Genomic DNA, 15168 nt, shown 5'->3' on the forward strand with positions numbered 1-15168 from the left:
AGGGATAAAAATGGATGTACAGAAAAACAAAACCCGACAATCATTGTCGGGCCACTGCTTTTTCTTAGAAAAACTAAGATTCTATTTTTAATTTTAGATGCGGTAGATCTTACAACAAAGTTGGCATTTCCATCTTTCTGAGTAGCCGAATAGCCTGTCAGCCCAACTTGGTTTGAGTTGTACGATCTGCATTGAACCACATTTACACATAAGCTAATTACCTTATTGTTAATATAATAACTAAGCCATCTATTGAGTATAGCTGTTTCTCAAAAAGTGAAATGACAAATGAAGACGGCTCAATACTCTGTATTGTGTTCATTGCAATGGATACGCAACGAGGCGGTATATTAGCAGAAAAAGTGTGATCTTTATCATGTAGAGTGTTTCATATATGAGAAACCACAATGGCTATATGAGCATCTAGCCATGGATTAAAATAAAAAACGGCGCTTAAAGCGCCGTTTTTATTGAGCTTATCACTCGTTAAGAAGCGTGTTGATTGTCTAGTTCTTCAGCGATAAATCCGCCAGTTTGATGCGCCCAAAGCTGGGCGTAAATGCCGTTATTCGCAATGAGTTCTTGATGAGAACCTTGTTCAACGATGCTGCCTTTATCTAGCACGATGAGGCGATCCATTTGTGCGATGGTCGATAATCGGTGAGCGATAGCAATAACCGTTTTCCCTTGCATTAATTCATTCAAGCTTTCCTGAATCGCTGCTTCGACTTCTGAATCCAGAGCCGATGTGGCTTCATCCAGTACCAGCAATGGTGCGTCTTTGAGTAGCACACGAGATATTGCGATTCGCTGACGTTGGCCTCCAGACAGTTTTACACCACGTTCACCAACTTGCGCATCGTATCCGACATTACCAAATGGGTCGGTCAGAGTTTCGATAAACTCATGGGCATGCGCTTGCTTAGTGGCTTTCAGCAAATCTTCTTCTGTCGCATCTGGATTGCCATACAAAATATTGTCTCGAATTGAACGGTGTAGCAGAGAAGTATCTTGGGTCACCATACCGATCTTTGAACGCAAAGAGTCTTGTGTAACTTCTGAGATGTTCTGTCCATCGATCTTAATGCTGCCGTCTTCGACATCGTGGAAACGAAGTAACAAGTTCACCAAAGTCGATTTTCCGGCGCCGGAGCGCCCAACCAAGCCGACTTTCTCTCCTGGTTTGATGTTGAGATCGAGATGGCTAATTACGCCTTTGTTCTCACCGTAATGGAAGCTGACGTTATCAAAGTGAATGCCTCCTTCAGTGACAACCAAGTCTTTTGCACCTGGTTTATCTTTAATATCAATAGGCTTAGAGAGCGTTTTCATTCCATCGACAACGGTTCCCATGTTTTCAAAGAGGGCGCCAACTTCCCACATTATCCACATCGACATACCATTTACGCGCAATGCAAGACTAACAGCAATCGCAATCGCGCCAACGCTAATGGCACTATCCAACCACAGGTAAATCGATAAAGCAGCAACGGAAAATACCAAAATATAGTTTGAGATCTCTACAGCGACGTCGAAGCCGGTCACTAGGCGCATTTGACGATAGACCGTATTCAAAAATCCTTTCATGCCTTGCTCGGCATATTGGGTTTCGCGCTGGCTATGAGAAAACAGTTTGACGGTTTGAATATTGGTATAACTGTCGACGATGCGCCCTGTCATTGTCGAACGTGCATCGGCCTGCGCTGAAGCGACGTCTTTGAGCTTAGGGACAAAATAGATTTGGATAGCGATGTAAGCGAGTAACCAGACGATCATTGGGATCATCAAACGCCAGTCCGCCGTCGCTAACATAATGATCATGCTGGTGAAGTAAACCGTAACGTAAACAAACACATCCATAGCTTTCATTACGGTTTCGCGCACAGCTAATGAGGTTTGCATGACTTTTGTTGCGACTCGACCTGCAAAATCATCTTGATAGAAGTTCAAGCTTTGATTGAGCAAATACCGGTGTGCAAGCCAGCGGATAGACATTGGGTAGTTGCCCAATAACGTTTGATGAACGAGCAACGAGTACAAGATCACCAATATAGGCATGACAACCAGCAATAAGGCTCCGTAGAAAATCAAATCCGATTTGTTGTCTTGTAAGAACGTTTCTGGATTGCTGGTAGACAACCAATCAACCAATTGTCCCATGGCGCCAAACAACATTACCTCAACAACAGCCACAATTGTGGCCATCAAAGACATGATGATCAAAGGCTTTTCATAACCACGAGTGTAATAACGCAGAAAAGCGAACATCCCTGAAGGAGGCTGATCCGGTGTAGATTTGGGGAACGGCTCTGTAAAGCCTTCAAATCGTTTAAACATAACTCATCCTAAAGTTAAAACAGTGCCATTTGGGGTGGCTAAATCCATCGATTCACGCTGCTTTGGACGAAACCGCGTGTATGAGAGTTTTTTGCCTGCTCCTCGATAAAGCAGACCGATTGACGAGAGGGGCGAAAAAATAGTCTAACCGATTGTGTCTTAAATGTAACTAGTTGGTTATGAGTGTGATTGTCTATGGTTCTGATTCTTATGATGAATTCTTATCATGTTCATCGTGGTGCCATAAAAGCTTAAACCTGCAAAGTGACAATAAAATTTAAGGAAAAATGAACTTAATGCAGCAAAAATTACTTTTGTGCAATTAAATTAATTGTCAAAACAGCAAAACTGAAGTTAACAATAAATTTACAATCTCCTCATTCTAGTGATAAGGAATGTATTGGATGCTATTACACGAATCAGTGACCCAATTTGCTAATGGGAAAGAAGAAAGCACGCAAAGTGCTCAGCGCCAAACCGCGAACTGCGTAGTGATGGTGCCACCGAAAGAGTTTCGTTTTAATGAAGAAACCGCACAAGATAATGAGTTCCAACATAAAGTGTCACTCAGCCAAGAAGAAGTCTCACGTCGAGTAATGGCCGAGTTCGCGAGTATGGTTGCAACGCTGCGTCAAGAGGGCGTTCAAGTTGTTGAGTTTGATTATCCAACTTCAGATGTTGCGACGCCAGACGCGGTATTTCCAAACAATTGGTTTAGCACTACGCCAGATGGCACGTTGTACACTTTTCCAATGGCCTGTGAAAACCGTCAAAAAGAAGTACGTCCCGATGCGCTTGTGGCAGCACTAGCGCAAGCAGGGCGAGAAGTTCATCGACGCAGCAGTCTAACTGAATATCTTGTCGAGCAAGCGTATTTAGAAAGCACGGGTGTGATGGTGTTTGACCACCTAAATAAAACGGTCTATGCCGCACTCTCACAACGTTGTGATCGTCTGGTTTTAGAAGATTACGCCGATCGTATTGGCTATGAACGAGTGATTTCTTTCCAAACTCGTTTGCCGTCTGGTGCGCCGATTTATCACACCAATGTGATGATGGCGGTTGGCGAACAGTTTTGCGTGATTTGTGACGAAGTGATCCCAGAATTTGAGCGTCGTTTTGTAATGAAGTCAATCGCCAAAGACAAGCAAGTCATCTCAATTTCGCTTGATCAGATGAACCAGTTCTGCGGTAACATTCTGCAACTAGAAACGATCAACGGCGACAAGGTGATTGCGATGTCGCAATCGGCGTACGATGCATTTTCACCAGCACAAAGAAACCAATTGGCAACGCACGGTAAATTGCTGCCATTCGACGTTTCTACCATAGAATCTATTGGTGGTGGTTCGGTTCGTTGCATGTTGGGTGAAGTGTTCTTACCGAATCGTAAAGCTGTGCTTTAATAAACTGCACATTTCTTTTCAGCCGCAGTGAAAGGCTGATGAAGCGTTCTCTTCAAGGGTTTTTAGCCGTTAGCTCTGTGGCAGTACAGACTAACGGCTTTTTTGCGCTTTTTAGTTTTCTGACGATTTGCGTAGGCGACGCTTGGTTTAAGCGCCTAAAATAGGATGGTTCACCTAGCAGATTGTGGTAAAGTCCGCGCCTGCATTTTACCGCATCTTCATTATTTTTATTGCTTCTTCAACCCAAAGTACAAGGTTTTCGTTAATGCCATTTTCTACTCTCTCATTGAGTTCTGAGCTGATTCACGCACTGCCAAAAGACTTCAAGAAACCGACCGATATTCAAGCGTTGGCCATTCCTGAGCTGTTGGCTGGTCAAGATCTATTGGCTTTGGCAAATACAGGCAGCGGCAAAACCCTTGCTTATGGTTTGCCTTTGTTGGAAAAGCTGGGTGTCAATCCAGAGCAAAAAGCGCTGATTCTTGTGCCAACTCGTGAGCTGGCAATGCAAGTGAGTGAAGCAATTAACCAAGTTGGTCAAGTTCTTGAACTCAACGCAGTGTGTTTGTGTGGCGGCGTTGATAAAGAGCAACAACAGCAGGCGCTAGCGACAAATCCTCATATCCTTGTCGCGACGACAGGTCGTTTGGTTGATCTGGCAAACAACGGTTTAGACTTAAGCAATATCCATTACCTAGTGTTGGATGAGGCGGATCGTCTGTTGGATATGGGCTTTTGGCCTGACGTGCAAAATATTGCGGGGCTGATTTCAAACCAGCTTCAAACCGCAATGTTCTCGGCAACGTTTTCAGATGAGTTGAAGGGTAAAGCGAAGCTGCTTATGCAGGCACCAAAGCAAGTTGCAGCGCATCAAGAAAACAGCACCAACCAAGATATTGCTGAAACGCTGTACCTCGTCAACAAAGGCAGTAAAACCAAGGCATTGATTGAACTGATTCAAAAAAACGCGTGGACTAAGGCATTAGTCTTTATTGGTGCGAAAGAGAACGCCGATGGCTTAGCGAAGAAGCTGAATAAAGCGGGCATCTCAACCAATGCGCTGCATGGCAATAAGAGTCAAGATGAGCGAGAAGAAGCTCTGGCGCAGTTTAAATCTGGGCAAATTCAGGTGTTGATTGCCACCGATCTACTAGCGCGCGGCATTCACATTGAGCAATTGCCTGTAGTGATCAACTTTGAACTGCCAATGCATGCAGAAACTTACGTTCACCGAGTAGGGCGTACCGCTCGCGCTGGCGAGCAAGGTGTGGCGGTGTCATTGGTTTGTCATGGTGAAATGGACGCACTAAGCGCGATTCGTCACCTGACTCAACGTGCATTACCAGTGCAAGATCTGGCAGGTTTTCCAGTAACGGATAAGCCATCAACTGGCGAGAGCAAACGCGCGCCACGCGATAAAAAAGCCAACCGCCGAACTAATGCTAAGAAGAGCATTAAGCAGTTCCAAGGTAAGTCGAAACGCCCAGCCCCGAGTGCGAAGTAAACCAAAAAACACGCTCTGACGGCATAGTCGGTTCAGAGCGTGGCTTAAATTTTACTTTGGGGTGTTAACCCACAGTTGGGCCAACCAAGCGCATTTCCCAATCTTCAACTTCGCCAGTTTCTAGGCGGCGCTCGACTAACTTGCCCCAAGACTCGACTAACGGCAGTTCAGACAGCTTAGTGAGTTCTTTTCTATCTAAACAGCCAGTGAAAACCGCACCCATGATGCGAGCCAGTGGCCATTCTGGATAAGGTCTTTCGCACAGAATAATCTCGTCACCTGCACCGATATCGCCTTCTTCCAACACTCGGAAATACCAGCCTGTTCGAAGCGTATCTTGCAGTCTTCTCGCCATATCGTGTTGGTCAAAGCGTACGTTAAGTTTCCAACAAGGCATGCGACCTTGCGACACTTCCAGTAGTGTTGAGCCGATGCGAATTTTATCTTTCAAGCAAATCGTGGATTCGGTGACGCCTTCGGAGCTGATGTTTTCGCCAAAGCCGCCGGCGGATTGAAAAATGGTTCTTTCGCCTAATTCTTGTTGCCAGATTGGGTAGTGTTCGCTTGGGTAAATATGAAGCGCTTTTTGAATGCCACCATGAAAGCGCGGATCGCCTTGTTCATCACTGATAAAACCAAGCTCTGTTGCGTGCTGGCGCTCAGGCAGCACTTGTTTGTTGATTGCGCTTTGCGCTCCATGAGCATAAGGGACGGTTTTCCCTGCTAGCACAGCTTTTACGACGCCGATTTTCTTCATATAACCTCCTTATTATTTGAATGAGAGATAAAGTGTTTACCTTCATTCGCGATGCGGAGCATGATAGCCTAGTAAACGTGTGTCGGAGTAGAGATGAAAAGACAACTAACAATGCTAACTCGCCAAATTGATTCGAAGTCAGGCGTCGTCACCTCCAATAAGATGATGGACGCGAATCCCCATTCTCCTGTTTTGGTGAAAACCATCGACATGCCAAAAGGTTACATTGATGCGCTGCATCAACACACTTGGCATCAAATCATCTTTCCTATCAAAGGGTTATTGCAAACACAAACGGAGCATTATCAGCATTTGGTTCCGCACACCTCTGCGTTATTTGTTCCTGCGGGTGTTCAACACGAGTCGATTGCTCTAAGCAACACGATATTTGTTGGTATTTACCTCAACCCTGAGTTTGGCGCAACGTACGAGCCACAAGTGAGAACCATTGCTTTAACGTCGTTTTTAAATGAGCTTTTACAAGAGATCCGCAGACAGTGTGAAGGTGAGACAAGCCACGAAGAAGTGCTGCATTTGCTGGCGGTGCTGCATGATCAAATTTTGAAAAGCAACGTGCAGACATTTCAGTTATTGCTACCACAAGACAGACGACTAAAACTGATTTTCGAGCAGTTGACCGACGAGCCCGCGTTGAGCTGTTCGCTAAAAGAGTGGGGGGAGAAAATTGGGGCGTCTGAGCGCACTTTATCACGGTTGTTCGCCAAGGAATTCAATACTTCATTTCTGCTTTGGCGGCAACAAATTCGGCTAATTTACTCGCTTTCTTTGTTAGATGAATCGTTGCCAATCCAAGCCATTGCAGACCTAGTGGGTTATCAAAACGACTCATCCTACATCAAAGCATTTAAAGCCTATTTTGATATGACGCCACAACAGTTTAGAGTGAACGGCGCATCGCGCAGGTAGAAATACAGAGTTTCGACTTCACTTAATGCTTTTGAGTAGAAGTTACGAAACTTCCTTTTTGAATTTCAATTACATGGTATGAATAACAATGGCACCAACGATAAATACTCGAGTGAATCAATTCTGTTTTGGTCAACCCAAAACGTCGCTGTCGTTGGAAAAAGAGCCCCTCAATCCGCTTGCTCAGGGCAAGGTTCGGGTGAGACTCGAAGCTACAAACATTAACCCAAGTGACTTGCTTTCCATTCATGGTGTTGGGCAATACCGCCGCGTTCACGTACCACCTCGCGTGCCGGGATTTGAAGCGGTTGGGCGTGTGGTGGAAGTCAGTGCAGTTGGTCAAACTGGCCTTCAAGTTGGGCAAAAAGTGTTGGTGGCGATGAGTGGTACTTGGCAATACTACATAGATGCTTCGCCTGAGAATCTTTTTCCGCTACCTGAGAGTTTGGAGAACGGCTATGCCTGTCAGTTGTACATCAACGCGTTAACCGCGTGGGTGATCACCACTAAAGTAGCTAAGTTGAACAAAAACGATGTGGTGATCATCAATGCAGCAGGGTCAGCGATCGGTAAGATATTTGCCCAGCTCGCCTATTCACTGGGTTTTACACTGATTGCTGTGACCTCAAAGCCAGACGAGTATCCGTACGATACTATTCCAGTCTTGGACGCAAAACAAGACTTACACGCGCAGCTGCAAACGCGCCAACTGCCACAACCAACGGTCGCTCTGGACGCTATAGGTGGTGAGGCTGGCACGGATCTCATTCGTACCTTGAAAGAAAACGGCCAATACATCAACTACGGAACATTGTCGTTAACGCCTTATACGCCTGAGTTTTTTGAATCGATGAAGGCCAACAACATCGACTTTAGTACATTCTTTTTGCGGTATTGGGAAGAATCGGTAGGTAAAGGCGGGAGAAAGACGGTGTTCGCTGAAATGTTAGAACACTTTATTAGCAGCGACATAAAGTTAAACGTTGCATATGATCTGTCGTTAGAGGACTTTCAAACAGCGATTGAAATGGTTGAGCGACGCTCGTCAGCAGTGTCAGGAAAAATCATTTTGACGCTGTGAATTACAGTGGGCCTGTTGAGAAAAGGGAGGATAAAATCCTCCCTTTTTTATGGGTTTATTTGTAATGATAGGGCTATTTTAGATGGAAGATTTGCTCTGTTTCGAGCGATGTCATCGCACGTACTTGACGCCAAATGTAATAAAAAATACCGAACATCATCAACATACTTGGGATGGCAATCATTGGGTAACTGTACAGCGTCATTTTTCCTAACTCTTCGTTAAAGGCAGCAGTACCAGAAGGGCTAGTCACAATCCAAGTCGCAAGGAAGTAGTTCATTGCAGATGAGAACGCAAAAGTACTTGCAAACAGGTAGTTAGAAGACATAAGGCAACGTTCGAACGCATCGGTTTTACCATTTTCTTTTAAACGTTGGTTAATCAACGCGAGGTTCAACACAGTGTCATTCAGTACTAACTTCTGCATCAGCGGGTAGCGGGTAAACGTTGAACCCAAAACCGCTAAACCGATCAGGCCAGGAATCAGGGCTTCTTTTAGTGCTAACCAGCGTGTATCAAGCTCTAACAAGCCGATGCCACCAGTTAGTAGAACACTGATAAAGCCCAGAGCAGAAATAAAGTTAAATTTCTTGTTACGGACAAGGTCCATACCGCCATAAATGATAGGAAATAGCAAAGCGACAACCAGCGCCATTGCTGTCCCTAGATGCTCATCGCCACTAAACTTCATCAAAATGAAGGAAGGGATAAATACGTTGAAAAGGATTTCAAATAAGGGATTCGGCTTTTTCGCCGTCGTGTTACTCATAATGTTTTACTGACTCTACTCTATGTCGGCTGTTATTGTACTTTGACAAGAAGTGTTCATCTAGTCGCGCTTGATGTAAAGCGTTAAAGCGTCGAGTTGTGTAACGACTTATGAAATAGACCGGAGCATAGCCAGTTAGTTTACATGATTGACTACTTTTTGTGTCTTAATGACTCTCCTTCTGTGCGATGATCTGATTACGCGCTCTGAATAATCGAGTCGCCACTGTGTTGTGGTTGAGCCTCAAGGCTTGGGCAATTTCATCATGATTCAACCCAGCCACTAAGCTCAAGAGCAACGGCTCTCGGTATTTGGGTTCGAGAATCATCATTTGTTTTTGAAGCCAATCTTGGGCCATGTCGTAGTCACTGCCAGGGTAGGTTTTTGTCTGTATTGCACACTCATCAATGTCGACAAAATCGTACTGTTTTCTATCAAAGCGCCGAGCATTCTCACGACGCAAAATAGTAATGAGCCAAGACTTCGCGGCGTTGGGGTCATTTAATTTATCAAAGAATCGCCACGCTTTCAGAAAGGTTTCTTGCGCTAAATCTTGAGCAAGGTGGTGATCTTTGCATAACCAATACGCGAGACGGTAAATCTCTTGGTATCGATCTTTCGTCAGTGCTTCGTAACGTTTATGTTTTTCCATAGCATTAAGATAAAAAGTTTGGAGAGCACGTTGTGTCTGCCAGATGAACGACAACCCTTTTTATCGCTTTTACAGTGATAAAAAGGGTTGTTCGATTAGGAAGACAAATTCGAAGAGTTAACCTTCCAAATATCGAAGGGTGACTCTGATTTCTTTCTTACACGCTTAAAATGGTTGGTTGGAAAAGCGTGAGTACTGGATGGCATCTGCGACTTCCTGAGCTTTAGACTCTGAAGTCATAAGGTGAAGTAGCTTAAGAGCAGCTTGATAGCTAACTAGGCTACCGTTCGAAGTGATAACGCCATCATCAATGACAAAATTCTGGTCGACTTGTACTTTGACTGCTGGGTAATCTCTTTGAAAGCCGTTTTCACCTCCGGCCCAAGTTGTTGCTTTTTTGCCGTTTAAAAGGCCAGCTTCGGCTAACAAATACGCGCCAGAGCAATTACTTGCCATCCAATCTGCCGCCTTTGAGGTAGTTTTAATAAAGTGAATGAGATCTTTATTTTCGATTAGTGCATCCATGTCATAGCTGGATGTTAAAACCAATACGTCGAGTTCCGGCAGATCACCAATCCAAGCATCCACACCAATTTTTAATCCTTCTTCAGTGGTGATGGTTTTCTGATCTGAGACGGAAATGGTGAGCACGTCATAATCACTAAACCAAGTGAGACGACTTGCGACGCCAAAAACCTCTAAAGGAGCAGTAACATCAGAGGTCAGTACGCCATCGTAAACCAGAATACCAATTCGTTTATCTGCGGCATGTGCTGTTTGAAGCATCCCAAAGAATAGGACTAGTGTCGCTATCAATAGTTGTAGTGCATTCTTCAATCCGTTTTTACCCATGGTTTTTTCCTCGTTAACAGAGCATCAAGTTATTGAGGTTCATTATATTTAGGCTAATTAGTGATTGAAGAGCCACTTTGTCTTTACTAAAGTGAATAAAATTCATGAATAGAGTTCATTGGTTATATGGATAAGATACGGTCCCTACGATTTTTTATTGCCACTTTAGATGGCGGTAGTTTTGCTGCGGCTGCCAAAGTGTATGGCACTGACCCTTCGACCGTGAGTAAAGCCATACATCGTCTTGAAAGCGATTTGGGTATACAGCTTTTTCAACGTTCTACGCGACAGAGCCGCCTGACAGAAGCTGGTCGTAGGTACGCAAATACTGCTAGGTTTGTACTGGAGGAGCTGGCGGCATGTGAGGATTCATTAAAAAGTCACAATGATGCGCTTTCAGGGCAGCTTAAGATTAATGTGCCAGTCTCGTACGGTCGCCTCTATATTCGTCCTTTATTAAAAGAGTTTTGTCGCCGCTACCCTAACATCACTATCGATATTCATTACGATGACGCCTACGTTGATATTATTGAGCAAGGTATTGATGTGTCGATTCGCTCTGGTGTCGTTCACGATAGTCAATTGATTGTGCGTCAGCTCAGCCCTATCGATTTTATCATTTGTGCCAGTCAGGATTACTTAGCGCGCCATGGTGTTCCGAGTGGCCCGGATGTATTCAATGACCATTCTTGGGTTCGTTTTCGTTTTAAACAAACGGGGAAACTGTTGCCGATTCGGATGCCAGAACCAGACGGTGCGAGTGAATATGACCCCGAAAGAAACTACATTGTAAATGACGGTGAATCCATGGCAGAGCTTTGCGCAGAAGGCTTAGGATTAACTCAGATCCCTCATTTTATCGCGAGAGACTGGCTTAAAGCGGGGCGTTTAGTGCCGATATTTCCGAGCATGCGCCAAGCAGGAAATGGCGTGTATCTTCTCTATGCCAACCGGGAATATGTGCCTGCACGAGTTAGGGTGTTCATCGATTTTATCACTCAAGCAATACAGGATATGGATGAAACGCCATTCCATACTTGGGCTGAAACGTTGCCGATTTATCGACCGAACCAAGGCGATTGAAAACTTCATGTGAGTCTTTGGTTAAAACCCCCTAAGCTATATGGCGCTTTTATTGGTTTTTGTTAGTTTATTGGGCGTTATTATCGAAAAGCGCAGTTTGCTCTTCGTCACTCATAAAGGAAAGACAATGCCAACTAAGATCTTAGTGCCTGCTTTGGCCCTACTTCTCAGCGCATGTGGCGGCGATGGGGAGTCGTCAGCCCCAGCAGAAAGCGGCTCACAAAACACAGGTTCCACATCGTCACAAGGCACATTTGCCGAGCAGATGCTTGCAGCGGTCAACAGCGCTCGCTCTACTACACAACAGTGTGGCGCAACCACCATGCCACCTGTTGGGGCCCTGACTTGGAGCTACGATTTGGAAAGCGCCGCTTATCGACATTCAAGCGATATGGCGAACAGCGATTTCATGAGCCACACAGGCTCTGATGGCAGCAAAATGTCAGATCGAGTTAACGCAACGGGTTATGCTTGGAGCGCCATTGGTGAGAATGTCGCCGTAGGGCAAAGCACCATTAACGCCGTCGTGAATGCTTGGTTATCGAGTGAAGGTCACTGCCTTAATATCATGAGTGCGGATTTTGATCAGATGGGCGCGTCGCTTGTCGAAAATCACTCTGCACGTTACGGGTATTACTGGACTCAGGTTTTTGCCAAACAGCGCTAATGCGATAAAGAAGCCCGATAGATAAAAAATAAAACGCCAGCAGTCACTATCTGCTGGCGTTTTATTATTTACATCTCTTTTAGCTTGTCAGGTTACGAAGTTTTGGGTCATCCGCCAGGTATTCAACAAATTCAATCTCAAAACCTGCAGGGTCAACAAAATACACATTTTTGCGATATGGTTCATCAGCACCAGGTTGGGCAATCGGATAACCTGCATCGGTTAGTCTTTTGATGATTGCATCGACGTTGTTGGTCACATAAGCAAAATGCGCTAGCCCAACTTGGTGCCCGCTCAACTCGCGGTTTTCTCCTTCGCCATGGTCACTCATGGCTATGTATTGATACTCGTCGCCAAAATGTAGCCAGTTTCTTGGTTTGCCACTCCATTCGCCTTTACCTTCATCACGCACGTACCAATGTGGAAATGCAGTTTGGTAAAACTTCAGCATTTCAGGGATATCTTTCACGACTAAGTTAATATGTTCTAGTTGGATCATGATGTGCTCCTTTTTGTCATTTTCTAGCCAACGATGAATATGCTAAAACCTCAAGTAAAGTTGAGGTGAAGGGCTTTTTTGATTTTATTTGTAGACGTCATTTATAAAGGTCAGGCAGCTGACACTGAAGAGTTGGCTCACACAGAAATCATTGAAACCTTGTGCAAGATTGGAAAGATGTTACATGATGGGGACTTCCAGTTAACCGTTTGATTTAAGTAAGCAAAAGATGAAAGTTTTTACACTTAATCATGATGTTGAGAATTTCCCTTTTTTACAAGAAACTCAACTAGAGATTTCTATACAATACTCGGATGGCGATTTGCGGGAGTTATGTGGTGAGCGTGTCGCTGATACTTGGATGATTATTGATTTGGAGTGGGTGAGTGATAACCACATGCTTACAACAAAACCTGATTTTGCAATCTGGCGTGCAGGCGAGTTTGCTTGTTCTGAGTCCGCATATAATCAAATAAACGAAGCTCTTGATTCCAGTTGTGAGTTTTTGCCATTACGCGTCGCTGGCGAGCGTTGGTATGCTATAAACATACTCAAAACTTGCGATGCCATTGATAAGGATCGCACTGTGTTAAATGTAAGAGCTAATGGTAAGCCAAGTCGTGTAAAGCGGTTTAAAAAATTAGTATTGAGTAGTAAATCAATCAAATCCGGAGGCTTGTTCAGGATTGAAAATAACGGAAGCGGTGTTTACTGCAATGATGAATTAGGTGGTTTGTATGAAATTTACCATCGTTGTCAGCTAAAAGGCCTGATATTTGAAGCAGTAGAAACGAGTTAAAGCCCGCAATGTTTCACCCTAAGTGTATTTCGGCAGCTTTATTTTACGCTGTTATTTCTAGTAATAATTTGTTTCCCCCCCCCCCAAAAAAAAAACAAAAAAGCCAGCAGTTAGTACCTGCTGGCAAAGTCTTTGGGCTTCTAGGTTTTTTGATTTTATTTCTTGTTACTCATCGCTGTCACGGTGCCCCGATTGGTTTTCCGGGGAAGAAAACACAGCACCGTGCGCTTTGTGCTCAAGAAATTGGAGATTAACCTTGCTTACGGATTAGGTAGTCAAATGCGCCTAAGCTTGCTTTTGCACCTTCACCCATCGCAATGATGATCTGTTTGTAAGGAACGGTTGTTGCGTCACCTGCTGCGAACACACCTTCTAGGCTAGTATCGCCACGGCTGCCGACTTCAATCTCACCGCGCTCAGATAGGGCTACTTCTGAATCTTTTAGCCATTCTGTGTTTGGTACTAGACCGATTTGAACAAAGATACCTGACAATTCAATCTCTTTGATTTCATCTGTGTTGCGGTCTTTGTACTTCAAGCTTGTTACGCGAGTACCGTCGCCTACTACTTCTGTTGTTTGCGCCATCGTGATGATGTCTACGTTTGGTAGTGAGTTCGCTTTGTCGATAAGCACTTGGTCTGCACGAAGTACGTCTGCGAATTCAAGAACCGTTACGTGCTCTACGATACCAGCAAGGTCGATAGCCGCTTCGATGCCTGAGTTACCACCACCGATAACTGCGGTTTTCTTGCTTTTGAACAGTGGACCGTCACAGTGTGGGCAGTACGCGACGCCTTTGTTGCGGTACTCTTGCTCACCCGGAACGTTCATTTCACGCCAGCGTGCACCTGGGCTTAAGATGACACTCTTACTCTTCAGCGTTGCGCCGCTTTCAAGTTGGATGTGAATCAAACCATCTTCTGTATGTGCTGCGCCCATTAGCTTCTCAGCTTGTTGCTCAGTCACGACGTCTACATCGTATTCTTTTAGATGTTCTGCTAGGTCAGTTGCCAGTTTTGGACCTTCAGTGCGTTTTACCGAAATGAAGTTCTCAATTGCCATGGTGTCCATGACCTGACCACCAAAGCGTTTAGCAACAACGCCAGTGCGAATACCTTTACGAGCAGCGTATAGAGCAGCTGCGCTACCACCAGGACCACCGCCGACAACAAGTACATCGTATGGGTCTTTTTCGCTCAGTGCTTTCGCGGCTTTCTCGCTCGCGCCGTCATCGACTTTGTTTAGGATTTCAGTCAGAGACATACGGCCTTGACCGAATATCTCACCGTTCACGAATACGCTTGGTACGGCCATGATGTCGCGTTGTTTCACTTCATCTTGGAACAAACCACCGTCGATCATGGTTGCTTTTACTTTCGGGCTGATCGCCGCCATCATGTTGAACGCTTGAACCACGTCCGGACAGTTTTGACACGACAGTGAAATGAAGATTTCTACGTCTAGATCTTTGTCTAGTGCTGCGATTTGCTCAATCACTTCTGGTTCTAGTTTGATTGGGTGACCGCCAGAATGAAGCAGTGCCAATACTAGAGAGGTAAATTCGTGACCCATTGGCAAGCCTGCAAAGCGTAGTGCTGTGCCTTTTGCTGGGTTAGTTACCGCCATCACTGGTTTACGTGCGCTTGCGTTGTCGTCACGTTCAACGGTGATTAGGTCGCTCATCTCTGCGATTTGGTTCGCTAGAGACAAAATGTCATTCGATGCTTTGCTTTCATCTAGACTAACCACTAAACGAACTTCTTCTTTTACATTAGCCAGATATTGTTTGAGTTGTTGTTGGATCGCTTGGTCTAACATAGTTGTTACTACCTTA

Annotated in this window: 15 protein-coding genes; 8 read left to right on the forward strand and 7 right to left on the reverse strand. The window is 44.8% G+C overall.

Going from position 1 to position 15168, the window contains the following annotated elements:
- Positions 1 to 486: 486 nt before the first annotated feature.
- On the reverse strand, positions 487 to 2337 hold the full coding sequence (locus J4N43_RS15915; RefSeq protein WP_005374597.1) for an ABC transporter ATP-binding protein: 1851 nt from the start codon (positions 2335 to 2337) through the stop codon (positions 487 to 489).
- Positions 2338 to 2741: 404 nt separating this feature from the next.
- Here J4N43_RS15915 and J4N43_RS15920 point away from each other — a divergent pair, with 404 nt between their 5' ends.
- Entirely contained in the window at positions 2742 to 3743 is a 1002-nt protein-coding gene (locus J4N43_RS15920) for an arginine deiminase-related protein (protein WP_062730878.1), read from the forward strand.
- 265 nt (positions 3744 to 4008) lie between these two features.
- Positions 4009 to 5247, forward strand: a complete 1239-nt coding sequence (locus tag J4N43_RS15925) for a DEAD/DEAH box helicase (RefSeq protein ID WP_062730879.1) — start codon at positions 4009 to 4011, stop codon at positions 5245 to 5247.
- Between the two features lie 64 nt (positions 5248 to 5311).
- Here the strand turns inward: J4N43_RS15925 and J4N43_RS15930 are convergent, their stop codons facing one another.
- Positions 5312 to 6004, reverse strand: coding sequence for an MOSC domain-containing protein (locus J4N43_RS15930; protein WP_062730880.1), 693 nt, complete (start codon positions 6002 to 6004; stop codon positions 5312 to 5314).
- Between the two features lie 111 nt (positions 6005 to 6115).
- On the opposite strand from J4N43_RS15930, the gene J4N43_RS15935 reads away from it, so the two are divergent.
- Both J4N43_RS15935 and J4N43_RS15940 read left to right on the forward strand, forming a co-directional pair.
- Positions 6116 to 6931 carry an AraC family transcriptional regulator gene (locus tag J4N43_RS15935; protein ID WP_062731084.1) on the forward strand — a complete coding sequence of 272 codons (816 nt, stop codon included), beginning with the start codon at positions 6116 to 6118 and terminating at the stop codon, positions 6929 to 6931.
- Between the two features lie 88 nt (positions 6932 to 7019).
- Positions 7020 to 8012 carry a zinc-dependent alcohol dehydrogenase family protein gene (locus J4N43_RS15940; protein ID WP_062730881.1) on the forward strand — a complete coding sequence of 331 codons (993 nt, stop codon included), beginning with the start codon at positions 7020 to 7022 and terminating at the stop codon, positions 8010 to 8012.
- A 73-nt stretch (positions 8013 to 8085) separates the two neighbouring features.
- Here J4N43_RS15940 and J4N43_RS15945 read toward each other — a convergent pair whose 3' ends face one another.
- The 3 genes from J4N43_RS15945 to J4N43_RS15955 form a co-directional block, all read right to left on the reverse strand.
- Positions 8086 to 8781: a VC0807 family protein gene (locus J4N43_RS15945; RefSeq protein WP_005383527.1), complete on the reverse strand. Its 696-nt coding sequence runs from the start codon at positions 8779 to 8781 to the stop codon at positions 8086 to 8088.
- Between the two features lie 166 nt (positions 8782 to 8947).
- Positions 8948 to 9478 carry a sigma-70 family RNA polymerase sigma factor gene (locus J4N43_RS15950; RefSeq protein WP_255209459.1) on the reverse strand — a complete coding sequence of 177 codons (531 nt, stop codon included), beginning with the start codon at positions 9476 to 9478 and terminating at the stop codon, positions 8948 to 8950.
- 120 nt (positions 9479 to 9598) lie between these two features.
- A complete protein-coding gene (locus J4N43_RS15955; RefSeq protein ID WP_005383525.1) occupies positions 9599 to 10285 on the reverse strand; it encodes a DJ-1/PfpI family protein in 687 nt (228 codons plus the stop codon).
- Between the two features lie 126 nt (positions 10286 to 10411).
- Between J4N43_RS15955 and J4N43_RS15960 the strand changes: the two genes are divergently transcribed.
- Together J4N43_RS15960 and J4N43_RS15965 are read left to right on the forward strand one after the other, a co-directional pair.
- The gene (locus tag J4N43_RS15960; RefSeq protein ID WP_017820076.1) at positions 10412 to 11368 is read left to right on the forward strand and encodes a LysR family transcriptional regulator; all 957 of its coding nucleotides are present in this window, start codon (positions 10412 to 10414) and stop codon (positions 11366 to 11368) included.
- A gap of 127 nt (positions 11369 to 11495) precedes the next feature.
- On the forward strand, positions 11496 to 12035 hold the full coding sequence (locus J4N43_RS15965) for a CAP domain-containing protein (protein ID WP_005398264.1): 540 nt from the start codon (positions 11496 to 11498) through the stop codon (positions 12033 to 12035).
- Between the two features lie 79 nt (positions 12036 to 12114).
- Here the strand turns inward: J4N43_RS15965 and J4N43_RS15970 are convergent, their stop codons facing one another.
- Positions 12115 to 12534 carry a VOC family protein gene (locus J4N43_RS15970; RefSeq protein ID WP_005374615.1) on the reverse strand — a complete coding sequence of 140 codons (420 nt, stop codon included), beginning with the start codon at positions 12532 to 12534 and terminating at the stop codon, positions 12115 to 12117.
- A gap of 229 nt (positions 12535 to 12763) precedes the next feature.
- Between J4N43_RS15970 and J4N43_RS15975 the strand changes: the two genes are divergently transcribed.
- Positions 12764 to 13333 carry an imm11 family protein gene (locus J4N43_RS15975; protein WP_053350147.1) on the forward strand — a complete coding sequence of 190 codons (570 nt, stop codon included), beginning with the start codon at positions 12764 to 12766 and terminating at the stop codon, positions 13331 to 13333.
- An 8-nt stretch (positions 13334 to 13341) separates the two neighbouring features.
- On the forward strand, positions 13342 to 13587 hold the full coding sequence (locus tag J4N43_RS15980) for a hypothetical protein (RefSeq protein ID WP_252094185.1): 246 nt from the start codon (positions 13342 to 13344) through the stop codon (positions 13585 to 13587).
- Here the strand turns inward: J4N43_RS15980 and ahpF are convergent.
- The gene (gene ahpF, locus J4N43_RS15985) at positions 13584 to 15152 is read right to left on the reverse strand and encodes an alkyl hydroperoxide reductase subunit F (protein WP_062730882.1); all 1569 of its coding nucleotides are present in this window, start codon (positions 15150 to 15152) and stop codon (positions 13584 to 13586) included. The genes J4N43_RS15980 and ahpF overlap by 4 nt on opposite strands.
- Positions 15153 to 15168: the final 16 nt, after the last annotated feature.

The sequence above is a fragment of the Vibrio sp. SCSIO 43009 genome (assembly GCF_023716525.1).
Taxonomy (GTDB): Bacteria; Pseudomonadota; Gammaproteobacteria; order Enterobacterales; family Vibrionaceae; genus Vibrio; species Vibrio alginolyticus.

Excerpts from the sequence above, each read along its gene's own strand:
- J4N43_RS15915 (WP_005374597.1), bottom strand. The coding sequence starts at position 2,337 with ATGTTTAAACGATTTGAAGGCTTTACAGAGCCGTTCCCCAAATCTACA.
- J4N43_RS15920 (WP_062730878.1), top strand. The coding sequence starts at position 2,742 with ATGCTATTACACGAATCAGTGACCCAATTTGCTAATGGGAAAGAAGAA.
- J4N43_RS15925 (WP_062730879.1), top strand. The coding sequence starts at position 4,009 with ATGCCATTTTCTACTCTCTCATTGAGTTCTGAGCTGATTCACGCACTG.
- J4N43_RS15930 (WP_062730880.1), bottom strand. The coding sequence starts at position 6,004 with ATGAAGAAAATCGGCGTCGTAAAAGCTGTGCTAGCAGGGAAAACCGTC.
- J4N43_RS15935 (WP_062731084.1), top strand. The coding sequence starts at position 6,116 with ATGCTAACTCGCCAAATTGATTCGAAGTCAGGCGTCGTCACCTCCAAT.
- J4N43_RS15940 (WP_062730881.1), top strand. The coding sequence starts at position 7,020 with ATGGCACCAACGATAAATACTCGAGTGAATCAATTCTGTTTTGGTCAA.
- J4N43_RS15945 (WP_005383527.1), bottom strand. The coding sequence starts at position 8,781 with ATGAGTAACACGACGGCGAAAAAGCCGAATCCCTTATTTGAAATCCTT.
- J4N43_RS15955 (WP_005383525.1), bottom strand. The coding sequence starts at position 10,285 with ATGGGTAAAAACGGATTGAAGAATGCACTACAACTATTGATAGCGACA.
- J4N43_RS15960 (WP_017820076.1), top strand. The coding sequence starts at position 10,412 with ATGGATAAGATACGGTCCCTACGATTTTTTATTGCCACTTTAGATGGC.
- J4N43_RS15965 (WP_005398264.1), top strand. The coding sequence starts at position 11,496 with ATGCCAACTAAGATCTTAGTGCCTGCTTTGGCCCTACTTCTCAGCGCA.
- J4N43_RS15970 (WP_005374615.1), bottom strand. The coding sequence starts at position 12,534 with ATGATCCAACTAGAACATATTAACTTAGTCGTGAAAGATATCCCTGAA.
- J4N43_RS15975 (WP_053350147.1), top strand. The coding sequence starts at position 12,764 with ATGAAAGTTTTTACACTTAATCATGATGTTGAGAATTTCCCTTTTTTA.
- J4N43_RS15980 (WP_252094185.1), top strand. The coding sequence starts at position 13,342 with ATGTTTCACCCTAAGTGTATTTCGGCAGCTTTATTTTACGCTGTTATT.
- ahpF (WP_062730882.1), bottom strand. The coding sequence starts at position 15,152 with ATGTTAGACCAAGCGATCCAACAACAACTCAAACAATATCTGGCTAAT.